The organism is Paraflavitalea devenefica, from assembly GCF_011759375.1.
GTDB lineage: Bacteria > Bacteroidota > Bacteroidia > Chitinophagales > Chitinophagaceae > Paraflavitalea > Paraflavitalea devenefica.
Genome location: NZ_JAARML010000003.1, coordinates 1 through 23,242, shown reverse-complemented (window position 1 = coordinate 23,242; position 23,242 = coordinate 1). Strand labels below are relative to the sequence as shown.

Here is a 23,242-nt window from a genome sequence, read left to right as displayed (position 1 = left end):
TTAAACAGGGATCATGAACAATTACGAATTGATGGTGATTTTTACCCCTGTGCTTTCTGAAGACGACTTCAAAGCCGCTCAGAAGAAATTTACCGCCTTCATTACTGAAAATGGTGGTCAAATTGTGCACACCAATCCCTGGGGTCTGAAATCACTGGCGTATCCCATCCAGAAAAAAACCACTGGTTTGTACTGGGTGTTGGAATATACTGCGCCATCCACCTTCAATGAGCAATTGAAAATTCAATTGCTTCGTGACGAGAATGTGCTCCGTCACATGTTCACTGCACTCGATAAATACGCCGTCGAGTACAATGGAAGAAAGAGAAGTGGTGTACCTACAGGAGTTGAAAAAGCAGTGGAGGGATAAGACATGGCAAAAGCAAATGAGATTAAGTACCTGACCGCCATTAAAACCGAGAAACCCCGGAAGAAATTCTGCCGTTTCAAGAAATATGGCATTAAGTACATTGATTACAAGGACGGAGAATTTCTGAAGAAATTCCTGAACGACCAGGGCAAAATGCTCCCCCGCCGCATTACCGGTAACTCCCTGAAGTACCAGCGTAAAGTAGCGCAGGCAGTAAAGAAAGCCCGCCAGATGGCATTATTGCCTTATGTAACGGATCTATTAAAGTAAACCTCACCCTAATCCCGTGATGAACGGGTAGACAGTCATCATCCAGGCAATAACCTGGATAGATTGGGAAACGGTGAACAAAAACAGCATCATGGAAATTATCCTGATAAAAGACGTAGACAACCTGGGTGGCGCTCACGAAGTAGTGAAAGTGCGCAACGGTTATGCCCGTAACTACCTCATTCCTCAGAAATTTGCGGTAGAAGCCAATCCTTCCAACCTGAAACAACTGGAAGAAAGGATGAAGCAGATCCGCAAAAAAGAAGAGATCATGCTTAAAGAAGTAAATGCCGTAATCGCCAAGCTGAAAGATGGTGCACTGAAAATCGGCGCCAAGACCGGTACCAGTGGCAAGATCTTCGGTAGCGTTACTTCTTTACAGATCAGCCGCGCTATCCGTGAGCAGAAAGGTTACGAGATTGATCGTAAGAAGATCAGCATCGTAGATGAAGTAAAAGAACTGGGTACTTACAAAGCAACCGTTGATTTCGGTAATGGCAACAGTACTGAAGTTGAATTTGAAGTGGTAGCTGAGTAATCCGCGTCTTATTCAAATTACTAAGAACCTTCCCCCACCGGGAAGGTTTTTTATTTTCCTGTACATCGGTACATCGTTGCTTTTATGCCTCGTTGCCTCTTTTCCCTTAAATTTATATTATAAACCTTCTCTATGCATAATTATCGGCCATTATGCCTGGCATTTATTATGCTCCTGGCTTGGGCCTGCCAGGATGCCGGCAAACAGCCCTATGTAAGAACCTCCAAAGACACCCTTCCTGCCAAAAGTAATATTGACCCCTCAATTCCCGGTAATTTCAGTCCCCAGCAGGTACTTCATTTCGACAGCCTGCAAATAGATAGTTTCCTGACCCGGTATCCCGGCCTTAAGGATTATGGTAATGATATACGCCAGTTTTACAGCAACCTCCGCTATGCTTTTGCCTGGTTCGATAGTCTTGGTATTATTGAACAGGCCGGCAACCTGCTGAACCGGGTAGAGAATATTGCCGATGAAGGGTTGCCCCAAAAAGTAGCGTATAAAGGCGCTTTTGATACCCTTGTATCGGAAGAAAGGAATAAGACCCTTGATAAAACAACCCCGCCTTCTGTAGATGTGTACACAGAGCTGATGCTTACTGCCCAATATTTTTACTATGCGCGCCACGTATGGCAGGGTATCCCGGAAAAAGACACCAGGGCTATGGATTGGTTCCTGCCCCGCAAGAAGCTGGAGCAGGAAGCGCTGCTGGATTCCCTGCTACGCTCTCCTACCGATTCTTTCCTGGCTGATGAGCCGCTGTATTACCAATATTACCTGCTGAAAGACCAGCTCAAACAATACCGCACGATAGCATCGCAGGGAGGATGGCCTGTCATTAAAGCTGATAAGAAGAAGTACCAGGCAGGAGATTCGGGGACAGTGATCAGGCAGATCAGGCAATACCTGCATAAAGCCGGCGACCTGCCGGCAGATGATGGCAGCTCTTATTTCGATTCCACCCTTGTGCAGGGCGTAAAGCGTTTTCAGCAACGCTATGGCATGCGTGATGACGGCGTTGCAGGACCAGCCGTGATAAAAGAGCTGAATGTGCCTGTAGACAAACGCCTTGAACAGATTATGGTGAATATGGAACGTTGCCGCTGGGTACCTGCCAAACTGGACAGGGAATACCTGGTGATCAATATCCCTGATTATAAGCTACATGTCTTCAACAAGGACTCCTTATTGTGGAGCATGAACGTGGTAGTGGGGCAAGCTGTACACAAAACCGTTATTTTTTATGGGGAAATGAAATACGTTGTGTTCAGCCCGTACTGGAATGTGCCACCCGGCATACTAAAAAATGAAGTACTGCCTGGTATACGGCGCAATCCCAATTACCTGGCCCAGCATAGAATGGAAAAAGTGGGAAATACTTATCGCCAGAAACCGGGACCACAGAATTCCCTGGGACTCGTCAAGTTCCTTTTTCCCAACAGTTATAATATCTACCTGCACGATACGCCTTCCAAAAGCCTGTTTGACCGCGATAACCGGGCCTTTAGCCACGGATGTATCAGGCTGGCTGAGCCTAAAAAACTGGCTCAATACCTCTTAAAAAACGATCCTGCGTGGACGAGTGACAAGATCACCCAGGCCATGAATGCCGGCAAAGAAAAATATGTGACCCTCAAAAATCCAGTCCCTGTATTCATAGCCTATCTCACGTCATGGGTTAGTAAAGATGGCAGGCTCAATTTCCGACAGGATGTATATGACCGGGATAACCGGCTGGCAAAGACCATGATGCAATAACAGGATGGATGATATGAGTATTCCCATGGTATTTACCCCAATAGTCTGTTGGAGACAATTTCTGCACATTTACAACGTTTTGAATGAACCCAAGCGCCCAAATCCGCCCCAGTAAAGGGAAAGCGGAATATTTTTGTTGTTTACATAATTATTTTACTATCTTCACAGTTGATTAATGTACTTAGTTCTCTTGTTCTGAAGTGTCTTACCTAATATCCTGGTTTCCTCAGTTCATAGCAGTAACTATTGTCATTTATCGGTTTTTTCAGCACTTTAAAAATTTTAGTTACAATGAACATTTACGTAGGGAACCTCTCCTGGCAAATGACCGACGAGGATCTGAGAACCTTATTTGAACAATATGGTTCTGTTACTTCCGCAAAAATCGTTAAGGACAAAGTAAGCGGCCGCAGCAAAGGCTTCGGTTTCGTAGAAATGCCCGAAGATGGTGAAGCTCAAAATGCTTTGAGCAGCCTGTACGAGTCTGAAGTACTTGGCAGAAAAATCATCGTTAACGAAGCGCAACCAAAACCTCAGGGTGGCGGCGGCGGAGGCTTCAAGAAGAGAAGCTTCGGCGGCGGTAGCGGCGGTGGCGGCGGCTACAAAAAAGGTGGCTTCAACCGCGGTGGCGGTGGCGGCGGTTACAACAGGGATTATTAATCAAATTTGATCTCTTTGTATACACAAATCCTTCTGAGTAATCAGAAGGATTTTTTTATTTATACCCATGCTGCTCATACTCACTCATCCACACATCCTCGCCGCCTTGATGCCTTAATGCCTCGTTGCCTTATCACCTATCTTAATCCTCTTTTAATATCGTTTTAATGCCCCGTAAAGGCCCGGAAGGGATATTATTCAACATTTGAAATCCAATCCGGACGAGACAGGGAGAACCCGCTTAAACACAGAAATTTAATTTGACCGCTGCAGTCGAGGCACGGCTTTTGTCAATATAAGTTGACCCTGTTCGATATGGGGAATAAAGGCTGCAGTTTTATCAATCTAAAACGTAGAAAAACAAAAGGAGGTACGCGTGCTAACTGTTATAATACCCGTTTTGAATGAAGAAAAAACAATTGCCCGCGTTGTTGATTTTTGTCGTCAACACCCGCAGGTGACAGAGGTAATTGTGGTAGATGATAAATCAGAAGATAATACAGCACAGGTTGCTACAGCAGCCGGCGCCAAAGTCATTACCAGCCAGGTACGTGGCAAGGGTATTTCCATGAAAGATGGTATCCAGCACGCTACCAATGAAATTATTATTTTTCTCGATGGCGATATTGATCCTTATCCCGAAGGCACTATAACAGGCTTATCAGAACCACTGATCAATGAGGAAGCAGATTTTGTGAAAGGAAGTTTTGCCCGCAATGCAGGCAGGGTAACTGAACTGGTGGCAAAGCCTTTATTAAATATTTTCTATCCCGGCCTGTCTTATTTCTCCCAGCCACTCAGTGGTATGATCGCCGGGAAGAAATCTTATTTTAAAAAGATTGATTTCTTCAATGATTACGGTGTAGACATCGGTATCCTGATAGATATGTACCTGATGAAAGCCCGCATTAAGGAAGTCAATATTGGCTATATAGAGAACAAGAGCAAGCCCTGGCAGGCATTGGGTAAGATGAGCAAGGAAGTATCCCGCGCCATTATCAGCAAGGCCCAGCGCCAACATCCCGAAGAGATCAGCGAAGAAGAGATCCACTCACTGGAAACAATTAACCGTGAGATGAACAAAACACTCCGGGAGAAGCTGAGCGGCTTTCACAAGATGGTGATCTTTGATATGGATGATACGATCCTGCGTGGAAGGACCATTGATGTTTTTGCAAAGGAATTCGGATTTACCGGCAAGCTGGAAGACCTGCGGGCAGACGAGAAAGACTCCATTATCCTTACCAAACGCATTGGCTTGCTGCTGAAAGGCCGCACGATGGATGATATGCTGAATGTAGCCAGTAAGATAGAGATGGTGCCGGATATTAAAACGGTCGTAAAGGCACTCAAGGAAAAAGGCTATATCGTAGGCATTATCAGTAATAGCTACACGCTTATCACCAATTATGTACGCCAGCAGATAGATGCTGATTTCTCTTATGCCAACCAACTGGAATTCTTTGAAGGAAAAGCCACCGGAGAAGTAAACCTGCCTTTCTATTTCTTCGGATCGCCCGACAGTATCTGCGGGCATTCGTATTGTAAGACCAATGCCCTGCAATATGCCTGTGAAAAGTACAGTGTACAACTCAGGAACTGCATGGCAGTGGGCGACAGCCGCGATGACCGTTGTATTATTGGCCATGCTGGCAAAGGAGTGGCTTTCTGCACAAAGGATGAACTGCTGGAAACAATCGCTACGAAAAACATCCGGGAAAACAGCTTTGAACCATTGCTGTCATTAGCCTGACGAATGATGCTCATTAATTGTAAACCTTTAAAAAACACTGCGTATGCCTAAAGCTTTTTACAATATTCTGGTGCCGGTAGACTTCACCGGGAAGAACAAATGGGCCATTTCCAAAGCCATTGAACTGGCCAATACCTTCCACTGCAATATTCACCTGGTGCATGTGGTATCCAACAACCTGCTGCCCTTATTGCCGATAGAGACCAGCCTGAACATGCCAGGCCGTGCTTCAGAAATGAATAATGCCAGCAGAAAACTGGAAGCATTAAAAGATACGTACCGCCAGCATCTCTGCGGAGGCGGCAATATAGAGATCAGCCTGCTGCAAGGCAATACCAGCCAGCAGCTATCCAAATACATTGAACAGTATGATATGGACCTTGTGGTGGTAGGACTGGCCAAGTTTAATCTTATACACCGCATCCTTTCATCTGTGTCCATCAGCAGACTGGCACGCAAAACCAATGTGCCGGTACTGGCCATCCGCGCCAGTGGTTTGATCAGTCACTTCAAGAAGATCGTGCTGCCATTGAGCGATGAATTGCCGATGCACCGCATTAAGCTGGCTACGATGATGGCCCGCTCCTTTAAATCGACGGTGTACCTGGTTTCATTGCGTAATGACAAGGATGGGAATGCTGCCGAAATTATTATGAATAAAGCCCTGGAGGTAGTACAAAGCCTGTCTACCATACCTGTTCAATCTTTCCTGCTGGAAGGTAAGAACCTGGCCCAGAGCACGCTTGAATTTTCCAGGCGTATCAATGCCGACCTGATTATGGCCAATCCGTTTAAAGAATTTCATTTACCGGGCTGGTGGAGTCGCATTACTAAAAAGATTTTGTCTTATGGTTCAAATATTCCCGTAATCACGGTAGACCAAAAGAATGAAACAGTTTCAGCATCATAAGTAGTTTTTTAGAGGTTTAGGAGCCCTACCTGTTGAGGTGGGGCTTTTTTGTTGTCATACATTCGCCCCTCTGAACAGGAACCTGCCTGGTAATATTTCAATGTTAAACTCCTTGTCTTCTATGAGCTCGCCATCTACGTGGGCAGGCAGCGTCTGGCCGGCACGGATTGCGATGTGTTTGACTTTATCCGTTTTAATAACAGATAATGACAGGTGTTTTCCTTTTTCTACCCGGGGCAGGTACAGGAATCTTTTTAATGGATGGATCTTCCGGATGATCACCAGGTCGAGCCACCCGTCATTGACCACTGCCTGCGGTGCTACCAGGAAGCCGCCACCATAGCGGGAACCATTGGCCACACTGATCATAAAGTATTTATCCCGCTCTATACGCCCATTATACTCCAGTTCCAGCACTTTCTCCCGGAAAAAGAAGATCTTCCTGATCACAGTCGCCAGGTAGGCCAGGTGGCCAGCTATGATACGCTTACGGCCCATAGAACGCACCACTTCTCCATCAAAACCTATCCCTACCCCGTTGAGAAAAAGACGACCATTACAGTTGCCCGCATCTACCGGCCTGGGAGCGGCCGCCAGCACTTTCCGTACCTGTGCCTCAAAAGAGAGGTTGCCATACAGTTTCCATCCGAAATCGTTTCCGGAACCACCTTTAAAAACTGACAGGGGAATGGATATATTTGGATAGCGGTTGATGAAATGATTCAACGTGCCATCACCGCCCAGGATAAAAATGTCGGAAAAACCGCTGAAGCGTTCGGGCCAGTCGTCCAGGAAAGCTGTGCAGGGAATTTGTTGTCTTTCCAGCAGTTCCTGTAATTGACGGGTAAGATGTTCAGAATAACCATTACCGGCCAAGGTATTACAAACGATGGCAATGTTGAAAGAATGGATCATAAGGCGCAATCAATCATAATAAATACACATAAAAGGTAAGGTATTTTGATTGTACAGCATAACAAGTTTAGTTTATCATAAAACGATTTGTACATGAAAAGAAGGGACTTTATCAAAAACACTTCCCTGGCAACAGCAGGCATTACGATACTTAATTTCCCGGTATTTGGTAAGCAGGCACCCAGCAATAAAGTGGTATTGAGCGTAATGGGCGTCAACAGCCGGGGTGCATACCTGGCAGAATGCTTCTCCAAATTACCCAATGTAGAGATCGCCTATCTGTGTGATGTGGAAGAAAAGGCCATACAGAATGGCCTTAAACCATTTGCCAGGGCCGACAGGAAACCCACGGTGGTGAAAGATATCCGTGAGTTGGTGAAGAAGACGGATTTTGATGCGCTGGTCATCGCAGCACCCGATCACTGGCATGCGCCTGCTTCCATTCTTGGCGTAACACATGGCAAACACGTGTATGTAGAAAAGCCCTGTGCCCATAATCCTTATGAAGGGGAGTTGCTGGTACAGGCCATGAATAAATACGGCAAGCTGATTCAGATGGGCAACCAGCGCCGCTCCTTCCCTACCCTGATCAATGCAGTAAAGGAAGTACGGGAAGGCATTATCGGCAATGTGTATTTGGGAAAAGGTTGGTATGCCAATAACCGGAAGTCTATCGGTAAAGGCAATAAGGTGGCGGTGCCTGCTACGCTTGACTTTGACCTGTGGCAGGGCCCTGCGCCACGCAGGGATTATATGGATAACCTGGTGCATTATAACTGGCATTGGTTCTGGCACTGGGGCACTTCCGAAACCTGTAACAACGGCACTCATGAGATTGACTGCTGCCGCTGGTTCCTGGGAGTAGACTTTCCCACGAAGGTTACTTCTGCCGGCGGACGTTATGCTTTTAAAGATGATTGGGAAACGCCCGATACCCAGGTAGCCACTTTTGAATTTGGTCCTGAGAAGGCCATTACCTGGGAAAGCAGGAGCTGTAATGATTACCCGGTAGAAGGCGCCGGCCGTGGCTTTATTATTTACGGCGATAAAGGCACCCTGGTTAATTTCGGATCAGATAACTATAAGATATTTGACAACAATAATAAGCTGATCAAAGAAGTAAAATCAGCAGCAAAAGCGGATTCCGGCAACCTGGTCAGCTCTACCGGCAATCTTGATTTTTATCACTTCAACAATTTTATCAACAGCATCCGGGGAGAAGCAAAACTCAACTCACCTGTTGATGAAGGACATAAGAGCGTGTTACTTTGCCTGCTGGCCAATATCGCCCAACGCACCGGAAGAACACTGCACACGAATCCTGCCAATGGGCATATCCTTGGCGATAAGAAAGCGATGAAGCTGTGGAGAAGGGATTATGAAAAAGGCTGGGAACCGAAAGTATAGTCAGCATACCTACATGCAGGCATTGGTTATTACAGCCGCAGACTAATGCCTGCATGTATCAATCCTTCAAAACCGAAACCGGCCTCAACAAAGGTATTGAACACCCCACCTGCCCGCACGCCTATTGCGGTGACCTGGAAAGCGAAGATATTATCGTTGGTATTGCCACCTCCGGTCTGGTTAAAGTTACAGATGCCTGCTCCCAGCCGGGAATAGAGATCAAACCGTGGTTTCATGATGTAATTGAACTGCCCATTGACCAGCATGGCAAATGTATTGAAGGTACTTTTGGCAGCGGGGTTTGTATAATGTACATCAATTTTTTCAAATACGCCGGTAATGCCTATGCCCCATTGCCGGTTGGGAAAATAACGGTAAGAAAGGCTGTAAGCGCCTGATGACCTTACTTCGTCCACGTCCTGTCCCACTGCATCAGAAGCAATAACTGATATATCGGTCAACACATCCGGTATTGTTAAAAGCCCAACGCCAACAGCTATCTGATGTTTCTTTGATACAGGTTCCTCCTTTTGCGCAAGAGCAACCTTACTCATTAAGATGGTAAGTAGTAAACAACTGATACATAGAAAGCAGTTCTTTCTCATAAGTATAGTTTTAATGGTGGGGAACTATACTAATATAACAAACTTTATTTATTTCAATTATTAAATCAGCCCGGATACACGTTTATAGCAATTCCAGCTTCAGGTTCCGCTGAATATGAAAGGGCGCTTCCATCTGGCAGTTTTTATAATCCCCGGTGCAATTCATACGCATGGTCAGGTGCAATGTATTGGACATATCCGCCGCCATTATTTTCCCATCTTTCCGGCTTACCACACTGTTGATGGTAAATTCCTCATTCCCGAAAAGGACATTGTATTTATCCGGTGCTGCAGGTTGCACCATCTGGAAGTTGTTGGGTATACCTGCTGTTACCGGCTTGCTCATATCATCGAGTAAAAAAGTGAGGCAGGACCGGGCAGGAGGCATGAACTTCGTGCGCAATTTTACCGCTTTGGAAGTAAGATCTGTTACATAACCTGTTATCGCCAGGCAATCTTCACCATAGGGAATGGTTGTTCCATTGGTAAAATTACCTTTCGCGGGTTCCTTTACTACCAGGCTATCCCCTTTCTTCTGTAAGGTAGTGATCAGCGACTGCGGGCTTATGGCCACAAAGAAGGTAATGAAGTCAGTAACAGGCCCGGTCATTGCGGCTACTTCCAGTTTCGGTATCTCAATTTTTCCATGCGGTTGCAGGGTAATACGATAAGGTTTAACTGCCTGCGCTTCCTTGTCCATGTTGGTAGTATCATTGGGTGTATACATTATTTTGGACAGGTTGCGCACCTCGTCCCAAAGGACACCGGCACTATCCGCCACTACTGTACATTCAATGATCACCACAGAAGTGCTGTTCCAGTTTTTATTGTAATACTGTTCCGTGGTTAAACGATAGCGGTATTTCTCGCCCACTTTATATTTCCGGGGAAAGAGTGCTCCTGCAACAGGCGCCACCTGTGCTTCGGATAACACGACAGCCATGATGCCTGCCAATAGTAATGATGCTTTGATAAGATAAGATGGGGTTCTCATATTTGGTTGTTTAAATAAGTTGTATATACATCTATTTTTAGTTTATAAAGCCTGCAGCATTTTTTGCAATACATTAATTCCTGTGTGTAACTGGTCCTGCGGTATGCCTTTTAATACCTTCATGTATAGCTGGCCGGATACTTGAACACCCGCTTTCTGTATTTCTTTTCCTTTGGCGGTAAGGTATATGAGGTTGGAACGGTTGTCCTCAGCATCCGTTACCTGCTTAATGAGTTTATTTTTCTTCATGTTCATCAGTACGCGCGTAATGGTTGTTTTATCCCGGTTGAGTTGCTCACTGATCTCTTTTTGGCTTATCCCATCCCGGTACCACAGTACTACCAATATGGAAAACTGCTCGGCTGTAATATCAATATTGTGTTGTTTAAATGCTGCTGCCAGCACCTGGCTGAACCGGTGAGCAAACTCCGCACTTAGATAGATGATATTCTGGTTTAGTCCTTCCGGCTTCATGTTAGTTGTATCTACAACTAAAGTAGTAAGATTATCATTAATTGCAAAACTGTTTAGGCGTATAGGCTGTTAACCAGCCCGTTGGAGCCTTAACAATATCTTATCCTTACATATAAAAAATTATAGTACCTTTGCGCATCATTCTCACTCTTAGCAGACCCGATGTCTTTTTCCCTCACAGAAAGCTCATCAAGTCATAGGTTGATGAGGACAGATAGTTAACTCTCCCTCCGTTTTAATCTACGTAGCTGATAGTTAACACTTTATTTATTTAAAACTATCATTTTGACATTTGATCAACTGAATCTTCAGGAGCCTTTATTAAAGGCGCTGAAAGAAACAGGGTATAGTACGCCTACTCCCATCCAGGAGCAGTCTATCCCCGTCGTATTACAACAAAAAGACCTGTTGGGCTGCGCCCAGACAGGCACCGGCAAAACAGCCGCTTTTGCCATTCCGGTATTGCAGTTATTGCACCGGCAACAACCTGTATCCAAAGGTCCTCGCGCTATTAAGGCGCTGGTGCTTACCCCTACCCGTGAACTGGCCATCCAGATAGAAGAAAGTTTCAGGGCTTATGGTAAATATACCGGCCTTACCAAAATGGTTATTTTCGGTGGTGTATCACAGGGAAACCAGGTGAATGCACTACGCAATGGCGTTGATATCCTGATCGCCACACCGGGCCGCCTGCTCGACCTGATCAACCAGGGATTTATCAGCCTGCAACAGTTACAAATATTTGTACTGGACGAAGCAGACCGTATGCTGGATATGGGATTCATTCACGATGTGAAAAGGATCATAGCCCGTATTCCAGTTAACCGCCAAACCCTGTTCTTTTCGGCTACCATGCCGTCGGAGATCGCTGGCCTGGCCAATACTATTTTAAAGGCACCGGTAAAAGTAGAAGTTACCCCTGTATCTTCTACCGCAGAAAAGATAGAACAGCAGATCTATTTTGCGGATAAGGATAATAAACGCTCCCTGCTGATCCATGTACTGGAAAACCCGGCTATTGAACGCGCCCTGGTATTTGCCCGTACCAAATATGGATCGGATAAGATTGCACGGGCATTGAACCGGGCAGGTATTAAAGCTGACGCCATTCATGGCGATAAATCACAAAATGCACGTCAGCATGCCCTTACGAATTTCAAGAACGGTAAGATCCGCATTCTGGTAGCTACAGATATTGCAGCACGTGGTATAGATGTAGACAATCTCACGCACGTGATCAATTATGAGCTGCCCAATGTCCCGGAAACATACGTGCACCGGATTGGCCGTACAGGCCGTGCGGGCGCCAGTGGTATTGCCATTTCCTTCTGTGATGCAGAAGAAAGGGCTTACCTGAAAGATATTCAGAAGGTAACGAAACAATCCATTCCTGTAGTGGAAGATCATCCTTACCATTCTACCCAAACCGTTATTAAACCACAGCCTGCTATTCAACAGAAAACAGCCGGTGGTGCTGGTAACAGGAATAACGGTCACGGTAATAAGTTTAAGAAGCGTTGGAATAATCATTCTGTGAACAGGTAATATATTTACTCCGCAGAGTCCTCCCGCAAAGCGGGACAAGCTCTTCGGGAGACTCTGCGGGGAAATAAGTGTCAGGCTTAGCCTGACATTTTTATTTTCTCTTCTTGGCAAAAGCTACGCGGTAGAACTCATACCCTTTCTCTGTATTCTTCGGCAGGTATTTTTGGCGGTATTCGGTGGCGCCTTTGTCTTCGAGTAAGGCGAGGTTAAAGCGATTGAGGTATTCTTTCAATTCTTCCGGCCTGAACCCAAAGGTCCAGCGTTCATGAATTTTATCGAGGTCATTGAGTAGTTTCTCTGCACCATGAAAGAACTCCGGGTTGTCCAGCACCATTTTGTGTACATAGGTGAAGATGATGTAAGAACCACCGGTAAAGCGGCTTACAAAACGAAAGACGCTTTCAATGGCCGAAGCCGTCAGGTAGTTGGTAACCCCCTCCCAAATGATAGTAGTAGGCTTTGTGAAATCTATCGGGTTCCAGGAAACCATATCATCCAGGCTCTCCTTATTAAAATCAAGTTGGTGATATTCGATATTACCGGGCAATTTCCCCAGTTGCTCTTTTAAGATATTCAGTTTCAGGTTTGCTGTACTGGGATGGTCTATTTCTATTACTGGAATATTCCGGAGAAAGCCTAACCGGAGTCCACGCGTATCAAAACCTGCCCCTAAGATAAGCACCTGCTGTATGTCGCCATTGCTGATGCTGTATTGCAGCAGGTCATCAATGTATTTTGTGCGGGCCCTGCCGGAAGAGAAAGCGCCTGGTATTTTGTGCTGAATGATCCTCTCCACCAGGTTCCTGAAAAAAGGCAGTTTCGAAAGCCGGGTAGCATTCCTGAGCCCTTTATCCAGAAAGGAAATAGCATAGGGATCACCAAACAATCGTGCTCCCGGCGGACGGGTTGTTTCGAGCGCCCTGAATAAGGCCATGTATTGTGCAGTTCTGCTGGCTTTACCTTCCTTCATAACTGGTCCAAAATGGCCGTTAAACTACACAAGATTCCACGATTATGCAATGATCGTTAACAATATGCCCGAAAATAAAAAACTGTGTCAGGGTGAGCCGCCCTTTAGAGGGCGACCCACCCTGACACAGCGTTTACCCCACTCTGCGGGGCTCAACTGGCAGTAACACCCTTCGACAACCCTTCGACAAGCTCAGGGTGACAATACTCAGGGTGACAGTAATTAATTATTTCAGTTCCTTAATCCGGATGCTGCGGAAGCTTACTGCATCGCCGTGGTCCTGCAGCAGGATGCGGCCTTGTTTGGCTTCTCCGAAGTTGGGCCATATTTTGTATTTACTGATGGCTACAAGGTCACGGAATGCCTGGGAGCCGCGCTCATATTCCAATACTTTTACGCCATTCAGGTAATGCTCTACGTGGTTATTAGGATATACCACTACCCGGCCTATGTTCCATTGGCCCGGAGGACGCGTAAAACGCTCTGTTTTCTTTGCTGTGATGAGGTCGTATAAGGATGCCATGGTGCGGTTGCCATCGCGGCCCATTTTGGCATCAGGATGCATTTTATCATCCAGCACCTGGAATTCCAGCCCGATCGCTGAACCGGGATTGTTTTCTTTCAGGGTAACAAAGTATTTAAGACCGCTGTTAGCACCCGTGGTGAGCCTGAATTCAAAGGTAAGATCGAAGGCGCTGTATTCTTTTACGGTTACGATGTCACCACCGTTAGTAGATTCTGCACCATTGGAAGAGAGTACACTGAGCGTACCATCTTTTATTTCCCATCCTTTTTCAGGGAAGCCAGGCTTGTACGCACCTTTCCATCCTTTGGAGCTTACGCCATCAAATAAGAGTACAGTGCCTGATTTTTTCTCTGCATCAGTCAATGTATTCGGAATGTTGTTGACGATATAGGTTTCTTTTAAGTGCGGTGAAGGCACCAGGCCGGTTGTTTTGATGCGAATGTTCTTCCAATAGATCTTTTTACCTGCCTGTTCCGGATTTTTGATGCTGTGTACCTGTAGGGCAATGAAACCAGCAGCATCCAGGCTATCTACTACATACGCAGCTTCCACATTGTTTACAAAGGTGCGCAGGTTGTGCCCGATGCACTCGATACGAACTTTGTTGAACTGGCCATTTTTAAACGCCGGTTGCGCTGCAGGATTGAGCCCAAGCGGGTATAACCAGTCCCTTCTTGCTTCATCATAGATGCCACCAGACCAGCGGCGGGCAGATGGATCAATTTCATATTGGTAACCATATACACGTCCTGTGCCATTGTTACCTGCGGGATTGAGGTGACTTCTGAACTGGATACCTGAATTGGAGGTGGTATCTTCCATCATTACTTCCAGCTCCAGTATAAAGTCGCCGTATTCTTTTTCTGTTACAAGGAAGGTATTGGGTGTATTAAGAGAGGTGATGCCCGTAATAGCGCCATTCTCTACGGTGTACTCAGCGTTGCCCGATAATTTTTTCCAACCATTGAGTGTTTTGCCATCAAATAAGTTTGTCCATCCTTTGCCTGATTTCTGGGCGAAGATGCCCTGCCCTGCTGCTGTAATTACCAAAAGGAAAAGTACTTTTTTCATATAGCCTGTTATCTAATTATAATTTAAGAAAAGTTATACGCTGATTTCCATTGTTGGGTAGTATGGGTATAGGCGGCTGTATTGCCCAGGTGCACGCATACGGCAGTAGTAGCGCCGGTAATGACATTGGATACCGGTTGCTGCTTTTCCGTAATGCATTTGTGAAAGTCCTGCAGGGCATACCAGGTACCGTCTTTCATGGGCTCTTTAATGATGGGGATACCGCCATCTTTATTCCATTCTATTTTAGTAGCGCTGCTCACACCATCCACTACTTCCAGGTCTTTTTTGGCAGCCGCTTCAGGATAGAAGACGCCTTCATTCACCAACAGGGCTACGGTCCCCTTGGTCCCTTTTAGTTTGAAGATGTATCCTTCCCGGGCATTGGCACAGGTAGCGCCAAAGTTGCCGATCATGTTCTCTCTGTTGTACCGCAATACGACCTGTACATTGTCGTAGGTTTCCCTTCCGTCTTTGTAGTTGTCAATGCCGCCTGTACCGATGATCTCATCGGGATGCGTATTGAATGCCCAGTTAATAAAATCAATCTGGTGGGATAACAGTTCTGCAATAAGGCCGCCTGAATAGGCTTTGTACATGCGCCAGTTTACTTCTTTATCGGTATAGCCTGCGGGAACAGGGCGACGCCAGTTCCAGTTGCGGTCCCAGCGGCAATCGATATGGGTGATCTTTCCGAGATACCCCTTTTCGATCATTTCTTTTACCTTAAAGTAGAGCGGTACATAACGGTACTGATGCCCCACCTGCAATACCTGTTTGGGATATCGCTTTACCTGCTGCACCAGCTTCATGGCCTGCGGAATGTTGTAGGTCATGGTCTTTTCCAGGAATACATGCTTACCCGCCGCCAATGCATCAGCCGCAATGGGATAGTGCATGTTCAATGGCGTAGCGATGATCACCGCATGGAGGCTTTTATCTTCCAGCAACTTCCGGTAGTCTTTGTATTCTTTCGGGGAGGCAGCCACTATTTTCCGGGCATTGTCCAATCGGAAGTCCAGTATATCACAAAGAGCTGCTATGTTGAAGAGATCGGGCAGTTGGCGCATGACAGACATGATGCCGGTGCCACGGTCGCCACAACCGATGATGCCCACATTTATTTTTTCCTGGAATTTACTACCAACGGCCTGTAGTAACTGGTTGTGCAGGATTAACCCTCCTGTCAGTACCCCGGCCTGTTGTATAAATTTTCTTCTGCTCATATAATAGAATTCAACGCCTTAAGAGCGAATTTTCAATGTTCAATTTCAATGTTCAGTGATAAAATGATAGAACCTGCTGGTGGCAGTGTCGGCTATTTTCCCTTGTTTGTCCCGGTAAATAAAGTAAGCCGCCATATCCTTTCTTTTTTCTATAAATGTGATGGCCTTTTGCAGTCCCATCACCATTAATGCATTATCATAGGCGTCGGCTGTAATGGCGTCCGGTGCATAGACGGTTACACTGATGAGGCTTCCCTGCATGGAATAGCCGGTTGCCGGATCAATGATGTGTGATATTTTCTTTCCTCCACTCTCGTAAAATTTACGGTAGCTACCCGATGTGGTGATGGCCCCGCTGTCCAGTGATATGATCTTTTGTAAAAGGGAAAGCTGGAACTCATCTTCACCGGGCGCTTCAATGCCCACTTTCATTTTCACATTGCCGGGCTGCCGCCGGCCTTTTATTCTTATTTCACCGCCAATTTCGACGATGTAGTTGCTGATGTGTTGGCTATCCAAAAAAGCGGCCACCACATCCACGCTGTAGCCTTGGGCAATGCCATTTACATCAATTTTAACACAAGGTTTTGATTTGGTGAGCCTGTTGCCCTGTACAGCGAGAAAACGGGTATCAACGCATTGCTTCAGTAAACGTATGGTAGCTGAGTCGGGCAGCTTTTCTATTTTCTTTGCGCCAAAACCCCAGGCTTGTACCAATGGTTGGACGGTAATATCAAAGATTCCTTCTGTTTGCCGGTAAGTTTCTATGGATTTATTGATGACGAAGGCCATGTGGCCATCCATATTTACAGTGGATTCCGCCTGATTGAAGCGACTGATGAGGGAGTAAGACTTGTAGATAGAGAGCGAACTGTCTATCTGGTCGAGGATACTATCTATTTGAGACTTGATCACAAGACTATCTGCAGCATAGTATGTTACCTGCCAGGTGGTGCCTTGCGCAAACCCGGTTATACGATATGCTCTTATGGGTTCTGCCTGATGGCCAACAGCTCCGCACAAAAAAAGGGGTAGGAAAAAAAGCAGGTTCCTCATCCGGACAAATATAAATAAAGCCCGGGTGCCGAATGAGTAAACCTGCTTAAATTTATGCAAACGATTCCGTTGCCGTGGCCCTACTGCGCAGATGCTGGCCGACCATTTTTCCAGGCAACGGGGTATCGTGCACAGGGGGTATTAATGGCCCCATCCACCGCCTGAGGATAACAATCCGGAGTGGCGTATATACCATACGGATCAAAGAAGTACCAGCGCTTATCGCCCGGGTCGCGGTGTGCAAAGAAGATGTGCAGATGGTTGGCAGCAGAGCCTCCGGGGCCTGTACTACCTGCCCAGCCTATTACATCACCCGCCTGCACTGTTTTTCCCAGTAAATTACTGCTGATCTTTTGTGCGTTGGTACCCCACCAGCCAACGTCGGGATTGCGATCCGACACTTTAAGCGGACAACCTGTATTTTTTAGATGTGTTTCATATTTAACCCTGGTGGGGTCATTGGCAGCCTGGTTGAGCGTGGGCTGGCTTTTACTCCAGGCTACCGAACAGTCATTATCGGCCCCATTGCGTACATGCATGTAGATGGTCCTGTATACATCTTTTTTTCCGCCTGCATCATGGCTGATGATGATGGTGTTGCCCGACCACTCATCATATCCCACATAAATGACTTTTCCTGTTGCGGCGGCGGCTATTTCGAATGTTTTGCCGCCGCTTTTTGAATAGTCAAGGGCATGGTGCCAGGCGCCCGGACTGTAGAGCCAGCCATTTTTTGACATGTCGGAAGCTTTCTCGTTGAAAGGAAGGGTAAATATTTTGTCCTTCGCGTCAAAAAGCACTGAATTCCGTGCGTAGTAATCATTGCCCAGTTTCAGGTTGGGCCAGCGGTAGTATACCCTGCTGCTTGCAGAAGGGTTGGCAGGACAGCTTCCGGGCTCACCTTCACAATGTTGGGAGGTGGCATAGATGCCGTAATCATAACTATCCCGTCCGGAAGTGGCAGGATTATCGGCCATTAAAGCCTGATTAAGACATTTTCCAGGACAATCGCCATCAAAGGTTTCCAGGTCAATTAAGCGCAGGTCGGTATTGTTGTTTAGTTCTGCCCATTTGGAGGTTAAGCTCTGCCAGTCTACCCCATGCCAGAGGTAATATCCATCTGTTCCCTGGCGCCATACTCCCAGGAAGATACGCTTGCCCCCTTCTTCATAAGATTCAATGTCTGTTAAGCGCAGGTTTTCTTTGGCCCGGTCTGCCCAATAATCGGAGAACTGCCCCCAGTTCATCCCGTAAGGTGATAGTACGTATCCACCACTGCCCTGCTCGAACACGCCGAGGAAGTATCTTTTGCTTCCTTCTGTGTAGGTTTCAATATCTGTGAGCCGCATGGTTTTACTGGCATTGCTCCAGAATGTGTTGAAGGCGGCCCAGTCGAGGCCTGCAGGTGTAAGCGCATAGCCGCCACCGCCCTGCCTGAACACACCGAGAAAGTATCTCTTGCTTCCTTCTGTGTAGGTTTCAATGTCTATGAGCCGCATGGTTTTACTGGCATCACTCCAGAACTTGTTGAAGGCCGCCCAATCGAGCCCTGCAGGCGTCAATGCATAGCCATCACTGCCTCCCTCCCATACGCCGGAGAAGTAACGCTGCCCGCCTGTAACATAGGTTTCAATGTCAATTAACCGGAGGTTTTGTTTTCCGAGATCGGACCATTTTTTATTGAAGTCGGCCCAGTTTACTCCTGACCACAGGTAGGTACCGCCGTTGCCTTTGCGCCACACACCTGTATACAGGTCCTGGGCCATTGCCTGGAAGAAAAGTGTTGCCAATAGTAGCAGGCAACCAATTTTTAATTTCATGGTTGAAATTTTAAGGTTATGGTATGATGATGTAGTATGCTACAACCAGTGTGCTGACTTTAACCAAAGAGAGGATATAAAAAGGATTTTCCCGGGCTTATGATAACAACCTAAAGTAAGCACAAGTAAAGCAGTGAAACCTAATCAGGCGAGTGAGTGGAAGGTGAGTGAGTAAACGGTGCCTTAGACTAGGGTGAGCCGCCCCTTTGGAGGGCGACCCACCCTTCGACACGCTCAGGCTGACAACAAGGTTATTTATTGAATAAGGCATTGATGACGGCTTCTTTTTTACGGCGTGAAACTTCCAATGCGGTATAGTCTTCCATGATGAGTGTTGAATTGGCTTTTGAAAATTTGACTGCGAATTTCAGGTTCACCAACCAGGATTTGTGAATACGCAGAAATCCTTGCCCGGTCAGCATTTCCTCATATTCTTTTAATGTTTTGGCACTGACGAGCTTTCTTCCTTTGGTGAGGTGAAAGTGCGTATAGTTGTCGCTGCCTTCGCAATACATGATCTCATCGGGCAGCAGGAAGTAGTTGCCTTCCAATGTGGCAATGATGAGCCTGAAATCATGCTGCGCTGTATCACTCATGTTGTTAACTACCTGCTGTACTTTCGCTTTCTCCATTTTATCGTGGGGGCGGCTACTGATCCGCTCCACGGCTGTTTTCAATTCCTCTGCATCTATGGGTTTCAACAGGTAGTCCAAAGCGCTGCACTTGATGGCGCGGATGGCGTATTGATCATAGGCTGTGGTGAAGATGATCTCAAAGTTGATGGCGTCAAGCTGTTGCAGCAGGTCAAAAGCATTCATCCTGGGCATTTCAATATCCAGGAACAGGATATCGGGCTTGTGTGTTTCAATAGCCGTGAGGGCCGACAGTCCATCGGCACAGGTAGCCATGACCTGGATGCCAGGGCAATACATTTGTAACATGGATTGCAATGATTCCCTACAGTGTTTTTCATCGTCTACTATGATGGCTTTCATGATCAAACCATTTTGTTCTGAATGTAATTGAGGGTGATGAGCACGCTTGTTCCACAGGCATGCTGGTTATGATCGTACAGGTCTCCCACTTCGATGCTGGTATTGGCATCATAGGTCATGTTCACTATTTCCAGCCGCTCCCCTGTTATTTTCATGCCATGGCTTTTCTTTTTAAGGGCTGATTTACTGCGCATTTCAGCCGATGCAACTCGCCCTATGCCATTGTCGGCTACTTTTATCCTGAGCTGATCTTTAACACGTTTTATTTCCAGCAGCAAGGTACCACCCGGTTGCTCACGGTACAGCAGCCCGTGCCAGATGGCATTTTCCACGTAGGGCTGGATGATGAGAGGCGGAATGATAACCCGGGCAGGATCAATTTCTTCATCGAGGTGTAAGCGGTATTGGAAAAGGTTGTCGAACCGTATTGACTCCAGTTGTATGTAGAGGTCCAGTGCGTTGAGTTCATTTTCCAATGTTACCCACTCGGTGCGGGAATTATCCAGGATCATGCGCATGAGGCGGGAGAACTTGGTCAGGTAGCCGGAAGCGTTCTGCGGATCGTTCTTTAAGATAAAGTTATTGATGGAATTGAGACTGTTGAAGATGAAGTGCGGGTTCATTTGCGCCCTGAGCATGTTCATTTTTACACGCGCTATCTGGCGTTCAAAATCCCTCTGGGTGGCTGATTTTTTCCGCAGCGCGGCTATACGCTGCCGCACCAGGAAGTATATAGCTATTGCTATGGCAGCTATGAGGAGTGTTATAAACCATATTGTTTGCCAGAAAGGAGCCTGCACGGTGAAAGGCCAGACAACTGTATTACTCCACTGATTGGACCCTGCAGCAGCCCTTACCTGCAGGGTATAATCGCCCGGCGGAATGTTCCTGAGCGTTAGCTGCCTTGTATGACGCAATTTTATCCAGTTGCTATCCTGTCCCAGTAAGCGATATTCATATTGCACTGCAGCAGGGTTGCTGTAGTTAATACCTGTAAAGAGGAATTCCAGCGAGTTATGTTTATGGGAGAGGGAGACTGGGGTGAAATGATCATTCTCGTTGGGCAGGCTGGTACGTTTTTCATCCTGCAGGATGGCCATGTTCTCTATGTGCAGACTGGGCGCTGTGATGGCTTTTGCATATACTGCCGGATCAAAGGAGAGTAAGCCCGAAGAGGTGGCCATCCAGATGATACCCTTATCATCCTGCATGATGTCTACGCTCTGGTAATCGCCTTTGAGCAATTCCCTGTCAATTTCTTTGGTAGCGATGTTGTAGTCATTGCCCGTTTGTTCTACCCGGTTAACGCCATTGTATGCCACTGCCCAGAGTACGTTGTTTTTGTCTACCAATGTTTTCAACAGGATGTCTGACGACAGACCATCGCTGGTGGTGAATTGTTTTTCTATGACGAGGCTGTCCTGCAGAAAGTGGCACAACAGGAGGCCATTGCCCTGTGTTGCGATCCATATTTTCTCATCTCGGGTGGCGCTCATGCCGGTGATGGCAAAGGATTGTTCCTGCTGCAGGGGGATGAGTTCGAGGTGCTTGTCGCGAACAACCGCCAGTCCCCAGGTACTGCCTGCATATATTTTACCGCCCGGACTCTCTATTATACTGCGGATAACGGGATTGTCGGTTATTTCCTGCCTGTAGGTATATTGCGTAAACTCCAGTGAGTCGGTGTTATGTTTTCGTATACGGGTGAGGTTTTTATCGCCAGCCGTCCACAGATCACCCTTTTTATCCTGGTGAAAATACAGGAAGGTTTTATCGCCGCTGCCCTGGTTGTAAAAGTATTGCCATTGATTGTTGTTTTTCCTGGCCAGGCCTTCATAACCACTACCGAACCATTGATCCCCATCAGACGACTGCCAGATGCTTTTCAGCTCAGCATGCGGGAAGATGGTTTTATTGTTGGGGTAAGCCATTTGAAACTGATCACCTGCTTTTTTAAAGAGCCTGCCCCGGTTGCCGCCAGTTATGATGGAACCATCCTTTAGCTGACGGATGCTATATAGTTCATTAAAGCCTGCCGGGGTGTCCTGCAGGTGGCTTTTAAATATCTCCGGTTTGGCGTAGAGTATTCCTTCATGCGTGGCAATCCAGAAGTTGCCTTCTTTGTCGCAGGTAAATACAGATCCCCATTCCCTGTAATCATAAGGAATGGTAAGCACAGGCCGGTATTGTTTGGAAACGATATCTACTTCGTAGATGGCCTCAGCATTGTAATAGTACCAGTTGTTGCCTTCCTTATGGAAGTCCATGCCAGTGATGACCGGTATGGGCAGGCTTTTCCATTGCGCTCCCTGTTTGTAACTGACGCCACTGAAGTTGGCGCAGATGAATGTTTCGCCCTGCTCCGTAGAAACGATACCATTTAAGACGTCGGAGTTATGGTTCATTCCCCAGATCTTCTGCAGTGATTGTCCGTTCCATTGATAGACGTTGTAAAAGTTGCCGAATAAGAGTTGACCGTTTTTCTGCAGGGCCATTTTCTTTACGCGCCTGTCATTATTTAAGTTGCGCCAGGCAGGGAGTATGCGTTGGCTAATATCAACGGTCCCTTTTTGCAGCGCCTGCTGCCAGGCGAGGCTATCGAGGTAAGCGGGGCCATTGCCGGTACCTATCCATAATCCTTTATTGGAGTCCATGAGCAGGCTGTATACGGGCAGCCTGCCATTACTGAAGTGTACGGGAATGATCCGGTTATTGGCCTGGTAAAAGAGGCCGGTAGCGGCGCCTATCCAGAGGATGCTGCGGGTAGTGTCTTCGAGGAAGCAGAAGACGCGACCAATCCTTTTGTTATGGGCGAAGAGGTAGTTGGTAAAGGTATAGCCATCAAAGCGGCTGAGGCCGGCGGTATGACCGATCCACAGTAGCTGCCGGGCGTCGAGGTGGAGGGAAAGTATTTCGGAGGAAGGGAGGCCATTGCGGGCGGTGAACCCGGTAAACCGGAAGTTACCCCAGGTGGTGGGGGCGCCTGCATGCTGTGATATTACCTGCTGGTGGAACAGGAGTACCAGGAGCAGGGACAGGAGGCTGCGTGTGCGGGTCCTTTGCAAGGCAATGGTTTGGTAATGTATGATCTACTAAAATTAATTAATCGGGGCGGGAAAACGGGCAGGAATGAGGCAGGGGGTGGTGGGCGAGGCAGTGGTCAGTGGTGAATGGTGAGTTCGTTGTCTTCGATAGCGGTGTAGGGGGAGGTATGGCAACAAAAAAGCCCCGTAGTTGGAACTACGAGGCTCAATAAATATGGCAGCTACCTACTCTCCCGCATTTTGGTGCAGTACCATCGGCCATGAGGGGCTTAACTACTCTGTTCGGTATGGGAAGAGGTGAACACCCTCGGTATAACCACCATAAGAAGGTAATA

At 46.9% G+C, this 23,242-nt stretch carries 20 protein-coding genes and 1 rRNA gene; 9 read left to right on the top strand and 12 right to left on the bottom strand.

Going from position 1 to position 23,242, the window contains the following annotated elements; genetic code table 11:
- The first annotated feature begins 13 nt into the window (after positions 1-13).
- The 7 genes from rpsF (at position 14) to HB364_RS18530 (ending at position 6,259) form a co-directional block, all read left to right on the top strand.
- Complete coding sequence (gene rpsF / locus HB364_RS18560) at positions 14-370, top strand: 30S ribosomal protein S6 (protein WP_167289792.1); 357 nt, start codon at positions 14-16, stop codon at positions 368-370.
- Between the two features lie 3 nt (positions 371-373).
- On the top strand, positions 374-640 hold the full coding sequence (gene rpsR, locus HB364_RS18555) for a 30S ribosomal protein S18 (protein ID WP_119051724.1): 267 nt from the start codon (positions 374-376) through the stop codon (positions 638-640).
- 91 nt (positions 641-731) lie between these two features.
- On the top strand, positions 732-1,178 hold the full coding sequence (gene rplI, locus HB364_RS18550; RefSeq protein ID WP_167289791.1) for a 50S ribosomal protein L9: 447 nt from the start codon (positions 732-734) through the stop codon (positions 1,176-1,178).
- A 132-nt stretch (positions 1,179-1,310) separates the two neighbouring features.
- Entirely contained in the window at positions 1,311-2,936 is a 1,626-nt protein-coding gene (locus tag HB364_RS18545) for a L,D-transpeptidase family protein (RefSeq protein ID WP_167289790.1), read from the top strand.
- Between the two features lie 291 nt (positions 2,937-3,227).
- The gene (locus HB364_RS18540) at positions 3,228-3,596 is read left to right on the top strand and encodes an RNA recognition motif domain-containing protein (protein ID WP_167289789.1); all 369 of its coding nucleotides are present in this window, start codon (positions 3,228-3,230) and stop codon (positions 3,594-3,596) included.
- Between the two features lie 376 nt (positions 3,597-3,972).
- Positions 3,973-5,349, top strand: coding sequence for an HAD-IB family phosphatase (locus HB364_RS33555; protein WP_167289788.1), 1,377 nt, complete (start codon positions 3,973-3,975; stop codon positions 5,347-5,349).
- A 43-nt stretch (positions 5,350-5,392) separates the two neighbouring features.
- Entirely contained in the window at positions 5,393-6,259 is an 867-nt protein-coding gene (locus HB364_RS18530) for a universal stress protein (RefSeq protein ID WP_167289787.1), read from the top strand.
- Between the two features lie 54 nt (positions 6,260-6,313).
- Here the strand turns inward: HB364_RS18530 and HB364_RS18525 are convergent, their stop codons facing one another.
- Positions 6,314-7,174: a diacylglycerol/lipid kinase family protein gene (locus HB364_RS18525; RefSeq protein WP_167289786.1), complete on the bottom strand. Its 861-nt coding sequence runs from the start codon at positions 7,172-7,174 to the stop codon at positions 6,314-6,316.
- Between the two features lie 93 nt (positions 7,175-7,267).
- Between HB364_RS18525 and HB364_RS18520 the strand changes: the two genes are divergently transcribed.
- Complete coding sequence (locus tag HB364_RS18520; protein ID WP_167289785.1) at positions 7,268-8,581, top strand: Gfo/Idh/MocA family protein; 1,314 nt, start codon at positions 7,268-7,270, stop codon at positions 8,579-8,581.
- Between the two features lie 29 nt (positions 8,582-8,610).
- On the opposite strand, the gene HB364_RS18515 is transcribed toward HB364_RS18520, so the two are convergent.
- From HB364_RS18515 to HB364_RS18505, 3 genes are all read right to left on the bottom strand, one after another.
- Positions 8,611-9,186 carry a hypothetical protein gene (locus HB364_RS18515; RefSeq protein ID WP_167289784.1) on the bottom strand — a complete coding sequence of 192 codons (576 nt, stop codon included), beginning with the start codon at positions 9,184-9,186 and terminating at the stop codon, positions 8,611-8,613.
- 82 nt (positions 9,187-9,268) lie between these two features.
- Positions 9,269-10,180, bottom strand: coding sequence for a hypothetical protein (locus tag HB364_RS18510; protein ID WP_167289783.1), 912 nt, complete (start codon positions 10,178-10,180; stop codon positions 9,269-9,271).
- A gap of 42 nt (positions 10,181-10,222) precedes the next feature.
- On the bottom strand, positions 10,223-10,654 hold the full coding sequence (locus tag HB364_RS18505) for a MarR family winged helix-turn-helix transcriptional regulator (protein WP_167289782.1): 432 nt from the start codon (positions 10,652-10,654) through the stop codon (positions 10,223-10,225).
- A gap of 285 nt (positions 10,655-10,939) precedes the next feature.
- On the opposite strand from HB364_RS18505, the gene HB364_RS18500 reads away from it, so the two are divergent.
- Positions 10,940-12,199, top strand: a complete 1,260-nt coding sequence (locus HB364_RS18500) for a DEAD/DEAH box helicase (RefSeq protein ID WP_167289781.1) — start codon at positions 10,940-10,942, stop codon at positions 12,197-12,199.
- 91 nt (positions 12,200-12,290) lie between these two features.
- On the opposite strand, the gene HB364_RS18495 is transcribed toward HB364_RS18500, so the two are convergent.
- The 8 genes from HB364_RS18495 to rrf all read right to left on the bottom strand — a co-directional run bounded on the left by HB364_RS18495 (position 12,291) and on the right by rrf (position 23,231).
- Positions 12,291-13,169 carry a class I SAM-dependent methyltransferase gene (locus tag HB364_RS18495; protein ID WP_167289780.1) on the bottom strand — a complete coding sequence of 293 codons (879 nt, stop codon included), beginning with the start codon at positions 13,167-13,169 and terminating at the stop codon, positions 12,291-12,293.
- 226 nt (positions 13,170-13,395) lie between these two features.
- Positions 13,396-14,766: a 3-keto-disaccharide hydrolase gene (locus HB364_RS18490; protein ID WP_167289779.1), complete on the bottom strand. Its 1,371-nt coding sequence runs from the start codon at positions 14,764-14,766 to the stop codon at positions 13,396-13,398.
- 23 nt (positions 14,767-14,789) lie between these two features.
- The gene (locus tag HB364_RS18485; RefSeq protein WP_167289778.1) at positions 14,790-15,992 is read right to left on the bottom strand and encodes a Gfo/Idh/MocA family protein; all 1,203 of its coding nucleotides are present in this window, start codon (positions 15,990-15,992) and stop codon (positions 14,790-14,792) included.
- A gap of 45 nt (positions 15,993-16,037) precedes the next feature.
- Complete coding sequence (locus HB364_RS18480; RefSeq protein WP_167289777.1) at positions 16,038-17,048, bottom strand: FAD:protein FMN transferase; 1,011 nt, start codon at positions 17,046-17,048, stop codon at positions 16,038-16,040.
- An 80-nt stretch (positions 17,049-17,128) separates the two neighbouring features.
- Positions 17,129-18,868 carry a M23 family metallopeptidase gene (locus HB364_RS18475; protein ID WP_167289776.1) on the bottom strand — a complete coding sequence of 580 codons (1,740 nt, stop codon included), beginning with the start codon at positions 18,866-18,868 and terminating at the stop codon, positions 17,129-17,131.
- A 251-nt stretch (positions 18,869-19,119) separates the two neighbouring features.
- Positions 19,120-19,863: a LytR/AlgR family response regulator transcription factor gene (locus HB364_RS18470; protein ID WP_167289775.1), complete on the bottom strand. Its 744-nt coding sequence runs from the start codon at positions 19,861-19,863 to the stop codon at positions 19,120-19,122.
- A 2-nt stretch (positions 19,864-19,865) separates the two neighbouring features.
- Positions 19,866-22,928, bottom strand: a complete 3,063-nt coding sequence (locus HB364_RS18465) for a sensor histidine kinase (protein ID WP_167289774.1) — start codon at positions 22,926-22,928, stop codon at positions 19,866-19,868.
- 191 nt (positions 22,929-23,119) lie between these two features.
- Positions 23,120-23,231 (bottom strand): 5S ribosomal RNA (gene rrf / locus HB364_RS18460).
- Positions 23,232-23,242: the final 11 nt, after the last annotated feature.

Bases quoted from the DNA above. Each gene is read 5' to 3' on its own strand.
- rpsF (WP_167289792.1), top strand. From the start codon at position 14: ATGAACAATTACGAATTGATGGTGATTTTTACCCCTGTGCTTTCTGAA.
- rpsR (WP_119051724.1), top strand. From the start codon at position 374: ATGGCAAAAGCAAATGAGATTAAGTACCTGACCGCCATTAAAACCGAG.
- rplI (WP_167289791.1), top strand. From the start codon at position 732: ATGGAAATTATCCTGATAAAAGACGTAGACAACCTGGGTGGCGCTCAC.
- HB364_RS18545 (WP_167289790.1), top strand. From the start codon at position 1,311: ATGCATAATTATCGGCCATTATGCCTGGCATTTATTATGCTCCTGGCT.
- HB364_RS18540 (WP_167289789.1), top strand. From the start codon at position 3,228: ATGAACATTTACGTAGGGAACCTCTCCTGGCAAATGACCGACGAGGAT.
- HB364_RS18530 (WP_167289787.1), top strand. From the start codon at position 5,393: ATGCCTAAAGCTTTTTACAATATTCTGGTGCCGGTAGACTTCACCGGG.
- HB364_RS18525 (WP_167289786.1), bottom strand. From the start codon at position 7,174: ATGATCCATTCTTTCAACATTGCCATCGTTTGTAATACCTTGGCCGGT.
- HB364_RS18520 (WP_167289785.1), top strand. From the start codon at position 7,268: ATGAAAAGAAGGGACTTTATCAAAAACACTTCCCTGGCAACAGCAGGC.
- HB364_RS18515 (WP_167289784.1), bottom strand. From the start codon at position 9,186: ATGAGAAAGAACTGCTTTCTATGTATCAGTTGTTTACTACTTACCATC.
- HB364_RS18510 (WP_167289783.1), bottom strand. From the start codon at position 10,180: ATGAGAACCCCATCTTATCTTATCAAAGCATCATTACTATTGGCAGGC.
- HB364_RS18505 (WP_167289782.1), bottom strand. From the start codon at position 10,654: ATGAAGCCGGAAGGACTAAACCAGAATATCATCTATCTAAGTGCGGAG.
- HB364_RS18495 (WP_167289780.1), bottom strand. From the start codon at position 13,169: ATGAAGGAAGGTAAAGCCAGCAGAACTGCACAATACATGGCCTTATTC.
- HB364_RS18490 (WP_167289779.1), bottom strand. From the start codon at position 14,766: ATGAAAAAAGTACTTTTCCTTTTGGTAATTACAGCAGCAGGGCAGGGC.
- HB364_RS18485 (WP_167289778.1), bottom strand. From the start codon at position 15,992: ATGAGCAGAAGAAAATTTATACAACAGGCCGGGGTACTGACAGGAGGG.
- HB364_RS18480 (WP_167289777.1), bottom strand. From the start codon at position 17,048: ATGAGGAACCTGCTTTTTTTCCTACCCCTTTTTTTGTGCGGAGCTGTT.
- HB364_RS18475 (WP_167289776.1), bottom strand. From the start codon at position 18,868: ATGAAATTAAAAATTGGTTGCCTGCTACTATTGGCAACACTTTTCTTC.
- HB364_RS18470 (WP_167289775.1), bottom strand. From the start codon at position 19,863: ATGAAAGCCATCATAGTAGACGATGAAAAACACTGTAGGGAATCATTG.